At 44.8% G+C, this 19,687-nt stretch carries 18 protein-coding genes; all 18 read right to left on the bottom strand.

The window, feature by feature from the left end:
* Positions 1 to 71: 71 nt before the first annotated feature.
* Complete coding sequence (rpsO, locus tag RZ44_RS02655) at positions 72 to 341, bottom strand: 30S ribosomal protein S15 (protein WP_035808174.1); 270 nt, start codon at positions 339 to 341, stop codon at positions 72 to 74.
* A 158-nt stretch (positions 342 to 499) separates the two neighbouring features.
* A complete protein-coding gene (gene ribF, locus RZ44_RS02650; RefSeq protein ID WP_035808172.1) occupies positions 500 to 1,438 on the bottom strand; it encodes a riboflavin biosynthesis protein RibF in 939 nt (312 codons plus the stop codon).
* On the bottom strand, positions 1,425 to 2,375 hold the full coding sequence (gene truB / locus RZ44_RS02645; protein ID WP_035808171.1) for a tRNA pseudouridine(55) synthase TruB: 951 nt from the start codon (positions 2,373 to 2,375) through the stop codon (positions 1,425 to 1,427). Before truB ends, ribF begins: the two co-directional genes overlap by 14 nt.
* Positions 2,376 to 2,552: 177 nt before the next feature.
* Positions 2,553 to 2,906 carry a 30S ribosome-binding factor RbfA gene (gene rbfA, locus RZ44_RS02640; RefSeq protein ID WP_035808170.1) on the bottom strand — a complete coding sequence of 118 codons (354 nt, stop codon included), beginning with the start codon at positions 2,904 to 2,906 and terminating at the stop codon, positions 2,553 to 2,555.
* Between the two features lie 2 nt (positions 2,907 to 2,908).
* A complete protein-coding gene (gene infB, locus RZ44_RS02635) occupies positions 2,909 to 5,005 on the bottom strand; it encodes a translation initiation factor IF-2 (RefSeq protein ID WP_035808168.1) in 2,097 nt (698 codons plus the stop codon).
* A gap of 14 nt (positions 5,006 to 5,019) precedes the next feature.
* On the bottom strand, positions 5,020 to 5,316 hold the full coding sequence (locus tag RZ44_RS02630) for a L7Ae/L30e/S12e/Gadd45 family ribosomal protein (protein ID WP_035808166.1): 297 nt from the start codon (positions 5,314 to 5,316) through the stop codon (positions 5,020 to 5,022).
* Positions 5,313 to 5,597: an RNase P modulator RnpM gene (gene rnpM / locus RZ44_RS02625; protein WP_035808164.1), complete on the bottom strand. Its 285-nt coding sequence runs from the start codon at positions 5,595 to 5,597 to the stop codon at positions 5,313 to 5,315. Before rnpM ends, RZ44_RS02630 begins: the two co-directional genes overlap by 4 nt.
* Positions 5,598 to 5,608: 11 nt before the next feature.
* Complete coding sequence (nusA, locus tag RZ44_RS02620; RefSeq protein ID WP_035808162.1) at positions 5,609 to 6,664, bottom strand: transcription termination factor NusA; 1,056 nt, start codon at positions 6,662 to 6,664, stop codon at positions 5,609 to 5,611.
* A gap of 16 nt (positions 6,665 to 6,680) precedes the next feature.
* Positions 6,681 to 7,148 carry a ribosome maturation factor RimP gene (gene rimP, locus RZ44_RS02615; protein ID WP_035808160.1) on the bottom strand — a complete coding sequence of 156 codons (468 nt, stop codon included), beginning with the start codon at positions 7,146 to 7,148 and terminating at the stop codon, positions 6,681 to 6,683.
* A gap of 117 nt (positions 7,149 to 7,265) precedes the next feature.
* Positions 7,266 to 11,549 (bottom strand): PolC-type DNA polymerase III, encoded by a 4,284-nt coding sequence (locus RZ44_RS02610; RefSeq protein ID WP_035808157.1) that lies wholly within the window; start codon positions 11,547 to 11,549, stop codon positions 7,266 to 7,268.
* A 71-nt stretch (positions 11,550 to 11,620) separates the two neighbouring features.
* Positions 11,621 to 13,315, bottom strand: a complete 1,695-nt coding sequence (locus RZ44_RS02605) for a proline--tRNA ligase (RefSeq protein WP_035808155.1) — start codon at positions 13,313 to 13,315, stop codon at positions 11,621 to 11,623.
* Between the two features lie 12 nt (positions 13,316 to 13,327).
* On the bottom strand, positions 13,328 to 14,611 hold the full coding sequence (rseP, locus tag RZ44_RS02600; protein ID WP_035808154.1) for an RIP metalloprotease RseP: 1,284 nt from the start codon (positions 14,609 to 14,611) through the stop codon (positions 13,328 to 13,330).
* 5 nt (positions 14,612 to 14,616) lie between these two features.
* On the bottom strand, positions 14,617 to 15,744 hold the full coding sequence (dxr, locus tag RZ44_RS02595) for a 1-deoxy-D-xylulose-5-phosphate reductoisomerase (protein ID WP_035808152.1): 1,128 nt from the start codon (positions 15,742 to 15,744) through the stop codon (positions 14,617 to 14,619).
* A 15-nt stretch (positions 15,745 to 15,759) separates the two neighbouring features.
* Complete coding sequence (locus tag RZ44_RS02590) at positions 15,760 to 16,545, bottom strand: phosphatidate cytidylyltransferase (protein WP_035808151.1); 786 nt, start codon at positions 16,543 to 16,545, stop codon at positions 15,760 to 15,762.
* On the bottom strand, positions 16,535 to 17,296 hold the full coding sequence (locus RZ44_RS02585) for an isoprenyl transferase (protein ID WP_141638972.1): 762 nt from the start codon (positions 17,294 to 17,296) through the stop codon (positions 16,535 to 16,537). Before RZ44_RS02585 ends, RZ44_RS02590 begins: the two co-directional genes overlap by 11 nt.
* A 119-nt stretch (positions 17,297 to 17,415) precedes the next feature.
* Positions 17,416 to 17,973, bottom strand: a complete 558-nt coding sequence (frr, locus tag RZ44_RS02580; RefSeq protein WP_035808147.1) for a ribosome recycling factor — start codon at positions 17,971 to 17,973, stop codon at positions 17,416 to 17,418.
* Between the two features lie 17 nt (positions 17,974 to 17,990).
* Positions 17,991 to 18,713, bottom strand: coding sequence for a UMP kinase (gene pyrH, locus RZ44_RS02575; protein WP_035808145.1), 723 nt, complete (start codon positions 18,711 to 18,713; stop codon positions 17,991 to 17,993).
* A gap of 72 nt (positions 18,714 to 18,785) precedes the next feature.
* On the bottom strand, positions 18,786 to 19,664 hold the full coding sequence (gene tsf, locus RZ44_RS02570) for a translation elongation factor Ts (RefSeq protein ID WP_035808144.1): 879 nt from the start codon (positions 19,662 to 19,664) through the stop codon (positions 18,786 to 18,788).
* Positions 19,665 to 19,687: the final 23 nt, after the last annotated feature.

The following is a 19,687-nucleotide window of genomic DNA, read 5'->3' as shown; positions in this document are numbered from 1 at the left end:
GCGTTATATAATAAAAAGTTAACACAACAAAAAAACCGCTCCTCAGTGAGGAACGGTTTTTAAAATATAAATTAACGACGAAGACCAAGTTTAGCGATTAAGTCGCGGTATCTTACAACGTCTTTGTTACGCAGGTAAGTAAGCAGGTGCTTACGGCGACCTACCATTTTAAGAAGACCTCTTCTTGAGTGGTGGTCTTTCTTGTGCGTGCGTAAGTGGTCGTTTAACGTGTTGATTTCTGCAGTTAATACAGCGATTTGAACTTCTGGTGACCCAGTATCAGTTTCGTGTACGCGGTATTCTTCGATTAGTTCTGTTTTTCTTTCTTGTGAAATTGCCATTGTAATTCCTCCTAAAATTTTATATACACCTGTATCCGAGCATGCGTCGGAGTTTCAACAATGCCAAGATACGGTACTCGTAATATTATATACGTTTCCGGACGGTTTTTCAAGTATTCATTTACAAGATAAAAACCGGTCCTGTTTGAACGGCAGGACTATTTGTCTTCGAGCATCCGGCGTGCAATTTTCGCATCGGAGTCGATTGCTTCAATCAGCGGTTCGATGCCGTCGAACTTTTCTTCTCCGCGGACGAAGTGGTGCCAGTGAACCGTCACGTTTTCACCGTAAATATCGCGTGAAAAGTCGAAGATGTAGACTTCTGTCGTCAGGCGTGCGTTTTCATGGAATGTCGGTTTAACACCGACGCTCGCCACACCTTTGTAAAGCGTATCGTCGTTTTCAATTGTCATCGTAACAGCGTATGAACCTTTAGCCGGCATAAAGTAGCGGTAGTTCGGTTCGATGTTTGCTGTCGGGAAGCCGATCGTACGGCCGCGCTTCTCCCCCTGCACGACTATCCCCTCGATATCATAAGCGCGGCCGAGTGCTTTGTTGGCCTCATCGAGCTGATGATTATCGAGATATTCGCGGATGCGCGTCGTCGACACTTTAGCGTCGCCCTGTTCGTGTTTTGACACTTCCGTCGTATTAAATTCGTCATACTGCTTTAAGTCAAAAACGGTACCGCTGCCTTTTTTGCCGTATGTATAGTCAAATCCGGCAATCACTTCTTTAATCTTGCTGCCGATAATATATTCCTTAACGAAATAATCTTTATCGAGTCCTGCAAACGCACTTGAGAAATTAATGACAAATACGTAATCTATGTCCAGTTCTTCCAGCTTTTTCATTTTAATATCAAACGGCGTTAAATAAGTTGTACGCTGTTTTTTTGGGTCCAGTACGACAGACGGATGCGGATCGAATGTCATGACTGCTTTTTTTAAGCCGCGTTTTTTGGCAATCTCCTTCATCTTATCGATTACATCGATATGACCTAAGTGGAGACCATCAAAAAAACCTAATGCTGCTGCTGACGGCTCTATGTTTGAAAGTGCTTCATCATTTGGATAATGCAATTTAATTATTTCCATAAGTCCCCCATACGTTGTTAAACATTTTAGATGGTTTTAACTGATCAGGTTTTTCCGGATGTGTTTTGTAAATTCCGAGCGGCATGTCACCGCGGGTAAATAATATAGTATCGAGTTCAGTTAACCCCAGCATTGTTAATATATCACTTTTTACTACTTTTTGCCCGTGTGTGATTTGAAATAATAAATCTTCGTCTGTAATGTCGTGCTGTAGCATACCTGCCAGCATGTCGATAATCGGAATTGGTTCCGCTTTAACAGCACCGCTTCGTAAATCATCCAGCCTGATCGACTGCTCGATTGAGAAGCCGCATGAGCCTGTCCGGCGGAGGTATGACATATGCGCCGGGTATCCCAGCGCTTTGCCGATATCGACTGCGAGTGTGCGGATATACGTTCCTTTCGAACACGTTACATCAATATCAAAAGAAATTTTACCGTCTTCATAACGAACATCGCCGGTCAGCTCCAGGTTTTTAATCTGTACCGTGCGTGACGGGCGTTCAACTTCGATGCCTTCATGTGCGTACCAGTACAGTTTGCGGCCGTTTACACGAACCGAGCTGTACAGGGGCACCGTCTGACTGTAGTCCCCTTTAAACTGTTCGATTACTGCCAGCACATCTTTTTTTGTCACACTGCCTTCTTTAACTTCCTCCGACTCGAGTGTTTTGCCTGTCGCATCTTCTGTGTCAGTCGTATAGCCGAGCGTTACCGTTGCACTGTAGCGCTTGTCGCGCTCCTGCAGAATTTCAGTCAGTTTCGTCGCGTCTCCGATAACGATCGGCAGGACACCTGTAACTGCCGGGTCAAGCGTACCTGTATGTCCGACTTTCTTCGTACCGAGTACGCGGCGCATTTTATATATAACATCGTGTGAAGTCATGCCTGCCGGTTTGTCTACCGGAATAACGCCGTGAATATTATTATTTGTCATTAAAACTCACCTGCTTAATTTATGAATAGTATATTACAAAATAATAAAAACCGCACCCGGTTTCCCGGGGACACCGCATGAGTAAAGTCTCATACCGGTAATGTCCCTCTCGGAGTCGGGTGCGGTTTTATCTGGTCATGCTGGTGACTGCTTTCCCGCTCCACCAGCCGTTATTATTTACTGCTTCTCGTCGCGCTCTTTAATGTCGCTTAAGAGTGATTCGATTTTCTTGCCGTAATCGATTGAAGTATCGTATTTAAACTTCACTTCAGGCGCTTTACGGAGACGGATGTTTGATGCAACTGCTTTTCTGAATAAGCCGTTGAACTTATCAAGCGTTTCCTGTACGAATTCTCTGTTATTGTTCAGCGCTGTATAGTACGCCGTTGCAGTTTCGTTTTCCTTTGTGACTTCGACTTCGGTAATTGTAACCATACCGATGTCAGGTTCTTTTTCTGTTACTGTTGTACGGATTTCTTCGCTAAGCACTTTTTTAATTTCTTCTGCTATGCGTTCATTTCTCGTTGACATAATTATTTCCTCTCAATCTCTACCATAATGAATGGCTCTATTTGGTCGCCCTCTTTGATATCGTTGAAGTTCTTAATTGTAAGTCCACATTCGTAACCTGTTGTCACTTCTTTTGCGTCGTCTTTGAAACGTTTCAGCGTGTCGAGTTCGCCTTCGAATACGACGATGCCGTCGCGGATAACACGGACACCGCTGTCACGTGTAATTTTACCATCTGTAACATAAGCCCCTGCAATTGTACCCACTTTGGATACTTTGAAGATTTCACGTACTTCCACATTACCGATAACCTGCTCTTCGTATTCAGGGTCAAGCATACCCTTCATCGCTGATTCGATTTCTTCGATAACTTTGTAGATAATACGGTGCAGTCTCATGTCTATCTGGTTCTGCTCAGCCGCACGTTTCGCGTTGACATCCGGACGGACGTTGAACCCGATAATAATTGCGCTTGAAGCATTAGCCAGTGTAACATCCGATTCGTTAATTGCCCCTACACCCGTATGGATGATGCGGACGTTAACGCCTTCCACGTCGATCTTCATCAGTGAAGCAGCGAGTGCCTCAACCGAACCTTGTGCATCACCTTTAATGATGACGTTAAGATCTTTCATTTCGCCCTCTTTCATCTGTTCAAACAGATTGTCGAGCGAAACTTTCTGGTTCACTTCTCTGTCACGCATTACTTTGTCTTCGTGACGCGCCTCACCGATCTGGCGGGCTTTCTTATCGTCTGCGAATACGACGAAACGGTCGCCCGCTTCAGGAACGTCGTTAATACCCGTAATTTCAACCGGTACAGACGGTCCTGCTGATTTAATGCGCTGACCTGTATCGGAAACCATCGCACGGACTTTACCGAATGTAGAACCGACAACGATTGAATCTCCGACGTTCAGCGTACCGTGCTGTACGAGCAGGCTCGCCGCCGGCCCGCGTGATTTGTCGAGCTCAGCGTCGATAACAGTACCGATTGCCGGCATGTCGCTCGTCGTTTTAAGCTCGGCCATTTCACCGACTAAAGTAATCATTTCAAGAAGCTCGTCAATACCGTCGCCTGTTAATGCTGAAAGCGGTACGAAGATCGTGTCGCCGCCCCAGTCTTCAGGATAAAGACCGTGTTCACCAAGCTCAGTCATTACGCGGTCAGGGTTTGCTGTCGGCTTGTCAGTTTTGTTTACCGCTACGATAATCGGCACTTCAGCCGCTTTCGCATGGTTAATTGCTTCAATCGTCTGCGGCATTACACCGTCATCCGCTGCAACAACAAGAATAGTGATATCCGTTACCTGTGCACCGCGTGCACGCATTGTCGTGAATGCCGCGTGTCCCGGTGTATCAAGGAAAGTAATTTTCTTGTCGCCGTGTTCGATCTGGTAGGCACCGACATGCTGTGTAATACCGCCGGCCTCGCCTGCAGTCACTTTCGTGTTGCGGATCGAGTCAAGCAGCGTTGTTTTACCGTGGTCAACGTGTCCCATAATTGTAACAACACTTGGACGTTCTTCGTCAAGGTTCTGCTCTTCAAGGTTAAAGAAGTTCGTCAGGTCAGTGTCATCCACAAACACTTCCAGTTCAGAAGTGAAACCGTAGTTTTCCGCAACGACTTCAACCGAGTCCTGGTCAAGCGACTGGTTAATGTTCGTTACGATACCGAGCATGAATAAATCTTTAACAATGACTGAAGAGTCTACGCCGATTTTTTCTGCAAGTTCGCCCACTGTAATGCCTTCTTCATATGTGAAGTGCTTTTCGGCAGGTTTCTCCTGTTTTGGTGCTTCTTTTTTAGCTTCCGGTTTTTTAGGAGCGCTGTTTTTCTGGTTTTTCTGGTTTTTATTGTTTTTCTGATTTTTGTTTTTGTTGTTTTTCTGCTGGTTCGGTTTGCTGTTTTGTTTTGCAGCAGGTTTGTTGCCGGCCGGTTTTGAGTCTGCTTTTTTCGCAGCTTTGTTAAACTCGGCATCGAGTACTTTCAGCACGTCGTCTTCCAGTGAAGACATGTGGCTTTTAACCTCGATATTTTTCGACTCAAGGAAATCGATAATCTCCTTGCTTGTTAAACCTTTTTCTTTGGCGTACTCATGAATTCTAATTTTACTCATTGAACCAATCCCTTCTATAGGAGCTCTTTTATCTTCCTGGCGAATCCTTTATCGGATATTGCCATTACGACCCTGTTGTATGTGCCGGTCGCCTGAGACAGCTCTTCGTTTGTGTACTTGTCAATTACCGTGACATCATACGTTGCACATTTGTCTTTAATTCTCTTCGCTGTACTTTTACCCGCATTTGACGCAAGTAACACAACTTTTGTTCTGCCGGTTTTTATAGCCTCGAGAGTTTTCTCTTCACCGGTCACAGTTTTACCTGCACCCGTTGCTAAACCGATATAATTTAAAATTCTGTCATTCATCGTTTTGGAATATCCTCTCTGTATATAAGACGGATAATCTCATCGTATACCGGGTCCAGTGTTTCGGTGGATTTACCGATGACCTTCTCCAGCACTTTTTTGGCGCGGGCATCGTTCACTTTGTCGAGATCTTTTACGACATAGCTGCCGCGGCCGTTCAGTTTACCTGTTGCATCTGCAGCAACTTCGCCCTCTTTGTTGACAACGACGCGGATTAAATCTGCTTTAGGATGCATTTCGTTTGTCAGGATGCATTTGCGCATCGGAATTTTCCGTGCCATTCAATTCACCTCTAGTCGTTACTGATGCCTGATTCTTTGGCATCAGTTTCGCTCTTGATATCGATCTTCCAGCCAGTGAGTTTTGCAGCAAGGCGTGCGTTTTGTCCTTTTTTACCAATTGCCAGTGACAGCTGGTGGTCAGGTACAACAACGACTGTTGACTTATTTTCCTCGTCAACGTTTACGCTGACTACCTGAGACGGGCTCAGTGCGTTTCTTACGAATACTTTCGGATCTTCATCCCACAGGACGATATCGATTTTTTCGCCGTTAAGCTCATCAACGATCGCTTCAACACGCGCACCTCTCGCACCCACACATGAACCGACAGCATCAACATCTTCGTTTTTGGCGAAGACACTGATTTTCGAACGTTCGCCCGCTTCACGTGCAACGCTCATTACTTCAACAGTACCGTCAAAAATTTCCGGCACTTCTTCTTCGAATAAACGTTTTAACAGATTCGGGTGAGTTCTCGATACGAAAATCTGAGGTCCTTTCGTCGTCTGTTCCACTTTGTTTACGTAAACTTTAATACGTTCGTTCGGAATGTATGACTCATTCGGCATACGCTCTGATTCGGCAAGTACTGCATCAGTTTTGCCAAGCTGAACGTAAACGAAACGGTGGTCGACACGGTCGATAAGACCAGTCAGCACTTCGTCTTCCTTGTTGATAAACTCATCGTACAGAATGCCGCGCTCAGCATCGCGGATACGCTGCATTACAGCTTGTTTTGCTGCCTGTGCACCAACGCGGTTAAAGTCCTGCGGTGTTACGTCTTCATCAAACGGATCACCGATTTCATATGCAGGATTGTAGTTTTGTGCTGTTAACAGATCGATTTCCGCAGTCGGGTCCTCGACTTCAGCCACAACATCCTTACGTGAAATTACGCGGTAGGCACCTGATTCCATGTTTAAATCGATCGACACGTTTTTGTGCTCTGTATAGTTTTTCTTGTATGCAGTAATCAGTGCCGCTTCAATTGCGTCCACAAGCACTTCCATCGGAATATTTTTCTCTTTATGAATAAATTCAACTGCATTAATTAGTTCCTGATTCACTCAATTTTCCTCCATTCTAGAATAAGACGGCTTTTCTAATTGTTGCTATTTTGTCCCGTTCAATTGTAATTGTTTTTTTGCGTGTTTTTACTTTGTAGTCAATCGTTACAGAATTTTCATCGTAAGCAGTTAATACACCTGTCCACTCTTTTTCACCATCAATTTGCTGGTATGTCTTAACGTAAATACCTTTGTTCAGTGTGAGCTCGAGATCTTCTTCATCTTTGATTGGACGTTCTGCCCCGGGAGATGACACATCTAAGTAATAAGCGCCTTGAACAATATCCCATTCATCAAGCTTCGCGCTGATGATTTCCGAGAACGCTGCACAGTCATCGAGTGAAATCCCGCCTTTTTTATCCAGGAAAATTCTCAGGAAAAAATCCGGTCCTTCTTTAACGTAGTTAACTTCAACCAGTTTTAAATCGTTGTCTTTAGCAATTGGCTCGACATGAGTAAATACTTTCTGTTCGGTTGCATTCATGTCAAAGTCCCCCTTTCAAAACTAAGAGAAGAACGGGGTAAACCCGTTCTTCTCCTGCAGACTGAGTATTTTTAATCATTAATATTATACCATAGCCGCTACAGCCGTGCAACAATGCTAGATGTCAAAGATTGACAGCTGGGCTTTGTCAGGCAGGTGATCAAGACTGCCGAGTTCCGTTAAGTAATCAATCAGCTTTTGAGAGACACCCGCTTTTTTGTTTAAATCTTCTTTTGAGATGAACCCCTCGTCCTCACGGGCTTCCACTACCCGTTTAGCCACCGAGGCGCCGAGTCCCGGCACCGCGATAAACGGCGGAATCAGCGTGTCCCCTTCGATAATAAAGTCAAATGCATCCGACTTATCGACGTTGACAGGCTGCATCTTAAAGCCCCGCTGCGTCATTTCGTTAACGAGTTCCAGTACGACGAGCGTATCTTTCTCTTTTTTCGACAGCTCCTGGAAGTTCTGGTTCAGTTCGTTGACGCGGTGACGGATTGTATCTTTATCCTTCACCATCGTTAACAGGTCAAAATCCGATGCACGTACAGTAAAATAGCTTGCGTAGTAAAACAGCGGGAAGTGCACTTTAAAGTATGCAATCCTTACCGAGTTCAGAACGTAGGCAGCGGCGTGGGCTTTCGGGAACATGTACTTGATTTTCTTGCATGAATCGATGTACCACTTCTCAACACCGTTGTCCTTCATAGCCTGCTCGTGTTCTTCTGTCAGTCCTTTACCTTTACGCACTTTCTCCATGATGTTAAATGCGAGACTCGGTTCGAGTCCTTTATACATCAGGGTTACCATAATATCATCACGGCAGCCGATAACGTTTGACAGGTCGCAGGTCCCTTTACGTATTAAGTCCTGCGCGTTACCGAGCCATACGTCCGTACCGTGCGACAAGCCGGAAATCTGTACGAGCTCGCTGAACGTCGACGGTCTCGTATCTTCCAGCATCTGACGGACGAAGCCGGTACCAAATTCCGGAATACCGAGTGTTCCGGTCTTACATAAAATCTGATCCTGCGTCACGCCGAGGGATTCGGGTCCGCTGAACAGTTTCATCGTCTCCTCATCATCGGTCGGAACGGTTGTCGGATCAATGCCCGATAAATCCTGCAGCATGCGTATCATCGTCGGGTCATCGTGTCCGAGAATATCGAGCTTTAATAAGTTGTTGTCGATTGAATGGAAATCAAAATGCGTCGTCTTCCATTCCGCTTCAACGTCATCCGCCGGATACTGTATCGGCGTAAAGTCGTATATATCCATGTTGTCCGGTACTACGATTATACCGCCCGGGTGCTGACCTGTCGTACGTTTAACGCCGGAGCAGCCGAGTACGAGACGGTCGATTTCTGCGCCTCGTTTATGCAGACCGTTGTCGTTTAAATACCCTTTAACGTAACCGAATGCTGTTTTCTCTGCGACAGTACCAATCGTTCCTGCACGGAAAACGTAGTCTTCACCGAACAGATCTTTCGTATAGTTGTGGGCATTCGGCTGATACACACCACTGAAGTTTAAATCAATATCCGGGACTTTGTCCCCTTTGAAGCCGAGGAACGTTTCGAACGGAATATCCTGTCCCTCTTTAATTAGATCAACATTACACTTCGCGCATTTTTTATCCGGCAGGTCATAACCGCTCGACACCGAACCGTCGGTAAAGAATTCCGATTCCTTACATTCCGGACAGACGTAGTGCGGCGGCAGCGGGTTCACTTCGGTAATTTCTGTCATCGTTGCAACGAGACTGGAACCGACCGATCCCCTGGACCCTACCAGGTAGCCGTCATCCAGTGAACGTTTAACAAGTTTGTGTGAAATCAGGTAAATTACCGCGAAGCCGTTACCGATAATACTGTCGAGTTCTTTTTCCAGACGGTCGACTACGATCTGCGGCACTTCTTCACCGTACAGAGCCTTCGCATTATCGTAACTCATCTGCCTGATTTCTTCTTCCGCTCCGTCGATTTCCGGAGGATACAGATCTTTTTTAATCACTTCAACTTTGTCGATCATATTAGCAATTTTTTGCGTATTATCCACAACGATTTCAAATGCCGTGTCCTCATCCAGGAAGTCGAACAGTTCAAGCATTTCCTCTGTTGAGCGGAAATGTGCTTCCGGCAGATTGCCGCGTGACAGCGGGTTACCCGGGTTCGCTCTGACTAAAATATCACGGGACAGTTTATCTGACTCTTCCAGATAATGAACGTTCCCTGTCGCCACAACCGGTTTGCCGAGTTCTTTGCCGAGCTCGACAATGTTCGTAATAATTTCTTCAAGCGTGGCTTCATCGCGCACGACTTCCCTTTCTAAAAGGCGCTGGTACAGAGGTTTCGGGAATACTTCCAGATAATCATAAAAGTGCGCTTTTTTCTTCGCTTCCTCGTATGACTTCTGCATCATTGCCGTAAACACTTCACCGTTATCGCACGCACTGCCGATTAACAGCCCTTCGCGGTGTTCTTCCAGCACCTGGCGTTTTATGCGGGCTGAACGGTAAAAATGATCGGTCAGTGACAGGCTGACAATTTTAAATAAGTTTTTTAAGCCGGTATTATTCTGTACGAGAATGGACACGTGAGTCGGCATTGCCCGTTTATACGAGTCACTGTTTGACAGGCTCAAGTTAATATCCTTATGGTTCGTAATGCCGTAGTCCGCTTTCAGCTGAGCCATCATTTTAATGAAAATGTAAGCTGTTGCCTCCGCATCGTAAATCGCTCTGTGGTGCTGTGTTAAGTCTACGTTGTAGTGTTTTGCCAATATGTTGAGGCCGTGCTTTTTCATCTTCGTGTTAATCGTACGCGACAGCTCCAGCGTATCAATTACACCGTTCGTCGATTTGCCGAACCCTTCTTTTTCATACGCTTCGTCGATAAAGCCCATATCAAAACTCGCATTATGTGCAACGAATATTGCATCGCCGACCCAGTCTTTAAATTCGGTAATTACAGAACTGATATCCGGGGCACCGACAAGCATGTCATCGGTAATTCCCGTTAATTCCTTAATCAGCTCCGACAGCTTTTCACCCGGATTACTGAAACGTTCGAATTTATCGATCACTTCGCCGTTTTTCACTTTAACCCCGGCAAGCTCGATAATTGAATCGTATTTTGACGACAGCCCCGTCGTCTCAACGTCAAACACGACAAACTCGTGATCTTCCAATGAATAATTCTGAGGACGGTAGGCAATCGGTGCACCGTCATCGACGAGCATCCCTTCCATACCGAAAATCATTTTAAAATCATCATCGCCGTTCGTCGCATTAAATGCATCAGGGAATGCCTGCACGTTATTGTGATCCGTCACAGCAAGCGCTGCATGTCCGTACTGTTTCGCACGGCTAATATATTCTTTAATATTCGTCATGCCGTCCATCTGACTCATGGCAGAGTGCAGGTGCAGCTCAACGCGTTTTTTCTCCGCATTGTCACGCTTTGGTTTTTTATTGATTGCAGTCAGATTACGGATATTTAATACCATGTCTCTAGTGAATTCGTCGTATTCCACACGGCCTTCGATAATGACCCAGTCGCCTGCTTCAAGAACTTCGAATACTTCATCGTCGTTCTTGCCGTGACGCGAGAACATTTTAGCCATAATTGAATCCGTATAGTCCGTGAGTTTCAGCTGCAGAATTTTACGTCCGCTTCTTAAATCGCGAATTTCTTTCGAGAAAATATGTCCTTCAATTTTCACGCTGTGTTCCTCATCGAAGATATTTTCAAGCGGACGCACTCCGTCAAATGTCTGGGGCTTACCGATTTGTTTAGGCACATTGCCCTGACGCTCCATCTGCTCTTCCTGTTTTTCCCTGTCTGAAATAAACTGTGTAATGAGCGTTTCCCGTTCTTCACTAATCCGGTTTTCGAGTTCTTCCGATAACGATGACTGCAGGTCATCATCAATCGTTACTTCGAGTCCCTTTAAGTGAATACCGAAATATTTATACGCATTCAGGAGATTGCCGTTTATATGTTTGTTGAAATGGGACTGTTCGATGGAATTTTTTACTGCGATATAAAGAACTCCGTCATCGAGCTTTTTAGCAGTGCGTTCGAGCTGATGCTTAATGTTGTCGTTAATCGACAGACTCTGCACCGCACTCGTAAAATAATCGGCAACGAGCTGCTCGTCAAACTCGCCCGGTGACATTATTAATTCAGTCTTCGCAATATCTTTAAATGCTTTATTTATATTATTGCTCATCAGCTGGTACAGCGTACTCGGAATAATCCGTGCCGTTTTAAGGTGGAACTGCCACACCCGTTTGTCATCATCGACGACAACGCGTTCAAGTTCCGCATCTTCCAGATAGTTGTTTTGAGTTATATTTGCCTGTTCAAGTAAAATTTTTAATTTATCGTGGCTTTCCAATTAGAAAACACTCCCAGTAAAAAATTCCATATCTGCACAGGTCTTCTTAGAAAAACGCGTAAATCTAAGATTTACGCGTAGTCATTGTCTGCCAGATATGATGTTAGTTCTGCAATCTGTACTTCTTGTGATTCTTCATCGAGACGGCCTTTTACTTCTACAACGCCGTCTTTCGCACCGCGCCCGACTACAATTCTGACGGGCAGTCCGATCAGCTCTGAATCGGCGAATTTAACACCTGCACGCTCGTTGCGGTCATCGTACAGTACACGGTTGTTTTTCGATAAAATATCGTACAGTTCTGACGCTGTATTTGTTATCGTCTCATCTTTCGTATTCGCTGTAATGAGATGAATATCGAATGGTGTAACTGATTTCGGCCAGTAAATGCCTTTGTCATCGTGGTGGCTTTCGACAATCGCCGACAGCACCCGTGAAATCCCGATACCGTAACAGCCCATTAATACAGGTTTCGCACGGCCGTTCTGATCAAGGACGTTTAAGTTCATTGACTCGGAATATTTAGTGCCGAGTTTGAATACCTGTCCAACTTCAATACCGCGCATAAATTTAGCCGCGCCTGAACCGTCTGCAACCATTTCTCCTTCGTTAATAAATCTGAAGTCTCCTCTGCCTGCCGCTTCAAAGTCGCGCCCGTTGTTTACGTTTAGAATGTGGTAGCCTGTTTCGTTGGCACCGACGGGATAGTTTCTCATCGCTTCAACCTGGTAATCGATATATACAGGAATCGGGGAGTTAACCGGACCGAGAGAACCTGGTGATGCATTCAGTTCAGCCGTGATTTCATCATCCGTTGCCATATCAAGAATTTCTGAGTTAAAGTATGCTTTTACTTTAACATCGTTCAGCTCCTGGTCTCCGCGGATAACGATCATCTTAAGGCCGTCATCTGTTTTAACGACCATTGTTTTCGTCGTTAACGTCAGGTCCTTTTCAAGGAACTCAGCAAGATCTTTAACTGTAGCGATGTCAGGTGTAGCGATTTTTTCTGTCTCAAGCATATCCGCAATACTCTTCTCTACAGGTATTGCACATTCAGCCTTCTCGATGTTTGCAGCATAGCTGCTGTCATCTGTATAGACAATCGTATCTTCACCGATATCAGCCAGCGCCATAAATTCGTGTGTATGACTGCCGCCGATAGAACCGCCGTCTGCTTCAACTGCTCTGAAGTTCAGGTCCAGTCTCGTAAATATACGGCTGTATGCATCGTACATATCGTTGTAAGTTTTATCGAGTGATTCTTCATCGACATGGAAAGAATAAGCGTCTTTCATTATAAATTCGCGTCCCCGGAGGAGGCCGAATCTAGGTCTCAGCTCATCGCGGAATTTAGTCTGGATCTGGAATAACGTCAGCGGCAGCTTTTTATAGCTTTTCAATTCATCGCGGACAAGTGCAGTAATGACTTCCTCGTGCGTCGGCCCTAATGCAAATTCCCTGTCGTGACGGTCACTGACTCTCATCAGCTCTTTGCCGTATGCCTGCCATCTTCCTGATTCTTCCCATAATTCACGCGGATGCAGTACCGGTAAGTGCACCTCTGCACCGCCGATATTCATCATTTCCTCGCGTACAATATCCTGAATATTGTTCAGTACCAGCTGTGTAATCGGCAGGTATGCGTAAATACCGCGTGCGAGCTGTTTAATCATGCCTGATTTCAGCATCAGGCGGTGACTTAAACTTTCGGCTTCTGTTGGTGTTTCCCTAAGTGTCGGGATAAACATTTGTGATTGCCTCATATTGATTCACTCCTATAAGAAAAATGTTTTAATGTCGTTCCAGGTGACAAGCACCATAATTACAAGGACGAAAAGTACGCCGAGCAACTGTATATTTAATTCTACTTTACGGTTTAGCGGGCGTCGGAAGATTCCTTCATATAATACGAATAAAATCCTTCCGCCGTCCAGTGCCGGAATCGGCAGCAGGTTCATAATACCGAGGTTTACACTTAACAGTGCAGTAAACTGCATCAGAACCATTATACCCTGTGACGCAACAGTTTCGGTCACTTTATATATTCCGACCGGGCCGTTCAGCATATCAAAACTGAACGTGCCGGCAAAAACAGTACCGATCATGTTAACGACGAGCTCAAAGATCAGTGACATGCTGGACACTGTCTGCTCAACTCCCCACCACAGCGGTGCAATTATACCGTGTTCGAAATCTCTGCCGACACCGATAATCAGGCGTTCTTCTGTATTACCGTCAGGCAGTTCCGTCGTATCCACAATCGGTTCAAGTGTTTCGGTACGCGTTTCTCCGCCCGACTCAATAAGAAGTACCTGCGGATTACCTTCACCTTCCTGAATCAGCTGTGTCATGTGACCCCAGCTGTCGACTTCAGTACCGTCAATTGACTGGATACGGTCGCCTTCTTCCAGGTTGATTTCAGCTGCCGGTGTATTTTCCACCACTGTGCCGACAACCGGTTCATCCATCGGTTTACCCTGGATATAGAACAGAATTGTAAAGAGCACGAATGCAAGCAGGAAATTGAATAACGGCCCTGCAAACAACGTGATGAAACGCTGCCAGACAGATTTCGTCTCAAATCTGCCGGACAGCGGAGCGATGCGCTCGAGTTCAGAGTTCTCAACGAAGTAGCATTCCTCACTGAAATGATAAATAACTTCACTGTTGTCATTCAGCTTAAGTCCTCTGACATACATCTGTTCTGAAATGTCGCTTGCAACCACTTCAATTTCTTCAACGTGCTGGAAGTTATGTTTATCATCCAGCAGAATATGTGTAATTTCGTCTTTTTGGTTCAGCTTAATATTGATACGCATACCGGCGTTAAGCGGATTTACTTCCATATCTTTTGAAGCCATGCGCACGTAGCCGCCAATCGGCAGAAGACGCACTGTGTACTGCGTATCATTGTACTTATATGAAAAAATTTTCGGCCCCATACCGATGGCAAATTCGGGACACATAATTCCTGCGCGTTTTGCGAAGAACATGTGGCCATATTCATGAACGGTAACAAGCAGACCGAAAACAACTATAAATGCTAAAATCCCTGTCACTTACTTCACCTCATATTCGATTTGTAGCGCGCGTCAAGGCTCAGTATCGTTTCAAGATCCGGGTTTTGGATATTGTCGTGCTGCGTCATGCGGGATTCCACGATTTCTTCAATTTCCAGAAACTTAATTCTGCCTGCGAGAAACTCTCCGACTGCGTATTCGTTCGCAGCGTTCATTACCGTCGGCAGTGTACCGCCTGCTTCCAGCGCATCATAAGCGAATTTTAACATTTTAAAGCGGTCAAAATCCATTGGTTTGAAGTTCAGCTGTGATAATTCATCGAGTGACAGCGGATTATTTTTATGTATCCGCTTTGGATGCGTAAATGCGTACTGAATAGCCGTTCTCATATCCGAGTTGCCAAGCTGTGCCATAATGCTGTTGTCGATAAATTCAACCATCGAATGAATAATACTCTCTTTATGAAGCACCGTTTTAATTTGTGAAATCTCAACGTCGAATAAGTGCTTCGCTTCGATGACTTCAAAACCTTTGTTCATCATCGTTGCTGAATCGATTGTAATTTTCTGTCCCATCGACCAGTTCGGATGGTTCAGTGCGTCTTTTAACGTTACCGAACCGAGTGCCTCACGCGTCAGCTCTCTGAATGAGCCGCCGCTCGCAGTAATTATCAGACTGCTGATTTCCTTTTCGTCTTCACCCTTCAGGCACTGATACAGCGCAGAATGTTCCGAGTCCACCGGAATAATCTGTACATTTTTCTCACGTGCACGGTTCATAACGATATCTCCGGCTGCGACCAGCGTTTCCTTATTGGCAAGTGCAATATCAATACCCGCATCGATCGCCGCAAGCGTCGGACGTAAGCCGACACTGCCCAAAATAGCAGTCAGCAGCAGGCTGCTGTCATATGTTGCAACTTCGATAAGACCTGCGTCACCCGCAGTAAATTCAATCTCCGGATATTTACTCTTCAGCTCTTTTACAGCACTTTCATCCTGCACCGATACGAGCGGCGGATTAAAGTCCGATAAAATTTCTTCAAGCTTTGCCATGTTGCGTCCGGCGGAAATCGCGCCGAGTTTAAAATGTTCCGGATTGTGTTTAATAACATCCAGTGCCTGGGTTCCGATAGAACCTGTGACACCCAGTATAGAAATGGTTTTTGTCATAGTTTTCACCTGTTATTATGAAATAATCGGTAAGATGTTCATCAGGGGCAGTACGAAGATGAAACTGTCAAAGCGGTCTAATATACCGCCGTGTCCCGGTAAAAATGTACCTGAATCTTTAACGTCAAAGTGACGTTTCAGTGCGGATTCCACGAGGTCCCCCATCTGCCCGAATATGCTGAGAACAATCGTAAACGGAATTAAGAGCCACAGTGAACCTTCCATCACTCCGAGCAGAACGAAAACCACCGGAATAATTACCGATACGAGCGTCCCGCCGAGCGATCCTTCAATGGTTTTATTCGGACTGATCTGCGGCCACAGTTTGCGTCGGCCGAAAGCTTTTCCGAACAGATAGGCACCTGTATCCGTCAGCCAGACAATCAGAAGTGCATATAAAATATAGATCAGACCTGATTCACGCGTTTCAAAAAAGTACATGAAGCCGATACCTATATATGCAACCGCAAGTACACAGAAACCCATATCAACAAAAGTAAATCTGTTTTTTGATACAACTGTCGTCGACAGCATAATCAGTGCCAGAGCAACGATAATTTCGAGCTGAAAGTCAGCGATTGCCGGTGAAAAGGATTCCTTTGGAATCAATACCATACAGAGTGCAATTAAAGATAAAAAACCCGGCAGTGAAAAGATATGAATCCGGTTCATCTTTAAAATTTCGTACAGACCGGTAATTGCCATGAGGTAGACTAATATTAAGAGTGGCCATGAGCCGATAATTACAACCGGTAAAAATAACAGCAGTGCGATGACTGCAGTTATCGTTCTAGTCTTCATCTGGTTCATCCTCCTCATTCAGGCCCCCAAAACGCCTCTCTCTCTTCTGATACTGGCTGATCAGTTCATCCAGTTCTTCAGTAGAAAATTCCGGCCACAGCGTATGTGAGAAGAAAAGCTCGCTGTAGGATGCCTGCCATAATAAGAAATTACTCAGCCGGTATTCACCTGAAGTTCTGATAATCATCTCAGGATCCGGCATGTCTTTTGTCATTAAGTAATCATCAAAAGTACTGCTGTTAAGGGAGTTTCTGTCGAGCGTTCCCGCCTGTACATCAGCGATCATTTCCTTCACCGCCCCAATCAGTTCATCACGTCCGCCGTAATTCAGCGCAAAGACGAGTGTCAGCCCGGTGTTATCTGCTGTTTTGTCCATTGCTGTCTGTACTGCTTTTCGCGTATGCTTCGGCAGTGCACTGAAGTCACCGATCGTTTTCACGATGACATTCTTTTCAATCAGCTCCGGTAAAAATGAACCGAGGAAGTCCGTCGGCAGTTTAAGCAGGTAGTTCACTTCACTCTTTGGACGGGACCAGTTTTCAGTTGAAAACGCATAGAGCGTTAAGTACTTAAGTTTTATATCCACAGCATGCCTCACAATGCGTTTAACATTCTGCATTCCTTCGTAGTGACCTTTAATACGCGGCATACTGCGCAGTTTAGCGTACCTGCCGTTGCCATCCATAATAATCGCAATATGTTCCGGTAGTGGTCTCTCTGTCAGAGATTTATCTTTAGTCGCTTTAAACATGACGATCCTCCGTGCCAAATATGTATCTTTGATAAATTTTTATATACTTCTTCAATTATTTTATTTTAACATAGTTATACAATAAAAAAACAGGTAAGTCCCCTTACCTGTTTTTAAGATTAAACTTCGAGAATATCTTTTTCTTTAGCATCACACATTGCGTCAACTTCAGCGATGTGTTTATCTGTTAGTTTCTGAATATCGTCAGTCAGGCCTCTTAATTCATCTTCTGAAATATCGCCTGCTTTTTCTGCAGCTTTAAGATCGTCATTTGCATCACGGCGTACGTTACGGATTGCAACTTTGGCATTTTCGCCTTCTTTGCGTGCATCTTTAACAAACTCTTTGCGTCGCTCTTCTGTCAGCTGAGGCACAGTGATGCGGATCAGTGTACCGTCACTTGTCGGGTTCACACCTAAATCTGCCATCTGTATTGCTTTTAACACACTGTCGACAGAACTTTTGTCGTACGGTGTTACAACAAGCATACGTGCTTCAGGCACAGTGATGCTCGCAAGCTGATTTAACGGTGTCGGTGCACCGTAATATTCAACGTTAACACGGTCAAGCATGCTTGAGTTTGCTGCACCTGTACGGATTGAAGCAAGTTCTCTTGCAAGACTGTCGATTGATTTAGACATTTTGTCTCCGGCTGTTTTCAAAACGGATTCACTCATATTAATATCTTCTCCTATTATTTTGTAATAGTCGTACCGATTGTTTCTCCTGAAACGGCACGCTTAATATTACCCTCTTCTGTAATTGAAAATACCATAAGCGGGATATCGTTGTCCATACAGAACGATGATGCAGTTGCATCCATCACCTGAAGGTTTTCCTGTAACATTTCAATGTATGTCAGCTCGTCGTACTTAACTGCTGACGAATCGGTTTTCGGATCTGCAGAATAAACACCGTCTACGTTGTTTTTACCCATCAGGATAACATCTGCTTCAATTTCCGCTGCACGCAGTGCTGCTGTCGTATCTGTTGAGAAGTACGGGTTACCGATACCTGCTGCAAAAATAACAACGCGTCCTTTTTCAAGATGACGGATTGCACGTCTTCTGATATAAGGTTCTGCAACCTGTTTCATTTCGATGGAAGTCAGCACTCTTGTCTCATGACCAAGCTGCTCTAAACTGTCCTGTAATGCAAGCGAGTTCATTACTGTAGCAAGCATTCCCATATAATCTGCTGTACCGCGGTCCATACCCAGATCGCTGCCGATTTTACCGCGCCAAATGTTGCCGCCGCCGACGATAATCGCCATTTCAACGCCTAATTTTTGTGCCTCGGAAACCTGTGAAGCGATATCTTTAATGACAACCGGGTTAATTCCGAAACCGTCGTCTCCTGCAAGTGCTTCCCCGCTGAGCTTTAACACGATACGTTTAAATTTAGAAGATTCAGCCATGTTTTTCAATCCTTTTCATTGAATTTATTACTTAGAAAAAAAGACACCGAAGTGTCTTTTTTTAAAATTAATTTATTTTTTAACTTGTCCTAAAACTTCATCGGCAAAGTTTTCTTCGCGTTTTTCCATACCTTCACCAAGTTCGTAACGAACGAAAGTGCGGATTGAAGCTTTTTGTGAATCCAGGTACTGCTTAACAGTCTGATCAGAGTCTTTAACAAACGGCTGATCCACGATGCAGATTTCTTCTAAGTACTTGCGGACTCTACCTTCAACCATCTTGTCGACGATTTTTTCAGGTTTTCCTTCGTTTAGTGCCTGCTGACGCAGAACTTCGCGCTCGTGATCAAGTTCTGCCTGATCAACCTGGTCGCGTGAAACATATTTAGGGTTAAGTGCTGCAGCGTGCATAGCAACATCTTTGGCAACAGATTCTTCAGTTGTACCTTCTACAACAGTTAACACACCGATGCGTCCGCCCATGTGCATGTACTGACCGAATGCGTCGTTGTCAGTTTTAGTTTCAACTGCGAAGCGTCTGATGCTTAATTTTTCACCGATAGTCGCAACTGCACTGTTCATTACTGAAGTAACAGTTTCACCGTCTAATTCAGAGTTGTAAAGAGCTTCTACATCTGCAGGTTTTGTTGCAAGGATGTGTGAAGCGATTTTCTTAACAAGCTCCTGGAATGATTCGTTACGTGCAACGAAGTCTGTCTCAGAGTTAACTTCAACGATTACTGCATCGTTGCCTTCAGAAGTAATGTAAACAGCACCTTCTGCAGCGATACGGTCAGCTTTTTTAGCTGCTTTCGCAATACCGTTTTCACGAAGATAGTCGACCGCTTTGTCTAAATCTCCATCAGTTTCTACAAGCGCTTTTTTACAATCCATCATACCTGCGCCTGTTTTATCACGTAGTTCTTTAACTAATTTTGCTGAAATAGCCATTGTTCAGTCCTCCATATAATTGT

The organism is Jeotgalicoccus saudimassiliensis (assembly GCF_000756715.1).
Taxonomy (GTDB): domain Bacteria; phylum Bacillota; class Bacilli; order Staphylococcales; family Salinicoccaceae; genus Jeotgalicoccus; species Jeotgalicoccus saudimassiliensis.
This window is presented reverse-complemented; position numbering and strand designations above follow the sequence as displayed.

What these genes read in the sequence shown, in the direction of transcription:
- rpsO (WP_035808174.1), bottom strand. Translation starts at nt 341, where the DNA reads ATGGCAATTTCACAAGAAAGAAAAACAGAACTAATCGAAGAATACCGC.
- ribF (WP_035808172.1), bottom strand. Translation starts at nt 1,438, where the DNA reads ATGGAAATAATTAAATTGCATTATCCAAATGATGAAGCACTTTCAAAC.
- truB (WP_035808171.1), bottom strand. Translation starts at nt 2,375, where the DNA reads ATGACAAATAATAATATTCACGGCGTTATTCCGGTAGACAAACCGGCA.
- rbfA (WP_035808170.1), bottom strand. Translation starts at nt 2,906, where the DNA reads ATGTCAACGAGAAATGAACGCATAGCAGAAGAAATTAAAAAAGTGCTT.
- infB (WP_035808168.1), bottom strand. Translation starts at nt 5,005, where the DNA reads ATGAGTAAAATTAGAATTCATGAGTACGCCAAAGAAAAAGGTTTAACA.
- RZ44_RS02630 (WP_035808166.1), bottom strand. Translation starts at nt 5,316, where the DNA reads ATGAATGACAGAATTTTAAATTATATCGGTTTAGCAACGGGTGCAGGT.
- rnpM (WP_035808164.1), bottom strand. Translation starts at nt 5,597, where the DNA reads ATGGCACGGAAAATTCCGATGCGCAAATGCATCCTGACAAACGAAATG.
- rimP (WP_035808160.1), bottom strand. Translation starts at nt 7,148, where the DNA reads ATGAATGCAACCGAACAGAAAGTATTTACTCATGTCGAGCCAATTGCT.
- RZ44_RS02605 (WP_035808155.1), bottom strand. Translation starts at nt 13,315, where the DNA reads ATGAGGCAATCACAAATGTTTATCCCGACACTTAGGGAAACACCAACA.
- dxr (WP_035808152.1), bottom strand. Translation starts at nt 15,744, where the DNA reads ATGACAAAAACCATTTCTATACTGGGTGTCACAGGTTCTATCGGAACC.
- RZ44_RS02590 (WP_035808151.1), bottom strand. Translation starts at nt 16,545, where the DNA reads ATGAAGACTAGAACGATAACTGCAGTCATCGCACTGCTGTTATTTTTA.
- RZ44_RS02585 (WP_141638972.1), bottom strand. Translation starts at nt 17,296, where the DNA reads ATGTTTAAAGCGACTAAAGATAAATCTCTGACAGAGAGACCACTACCG.
- frr (WP_035808147.1), bottom strand. Translation starts at nt 17,973, where the DNA reads ATGAGTGAATCCGTTTTGAAAACAGCCGGAGACAAAATGTCTAAATCA.
- pyrH (WP_035808145.1), bottom strand. Translation starts at nt 18,713, where the DNA reads ATGGCTGAATCTTCTAAATTTAAACGTATCGTGTTAAAGCTCAGCGGG.
- tsf (WP_035808144.1), bottom strand. Translation starts at nt 19,664, where the DNA reads ATGGCTATTTCAGCAAAATTAGTTAAAGAACTACGTGATAAAACAGGC.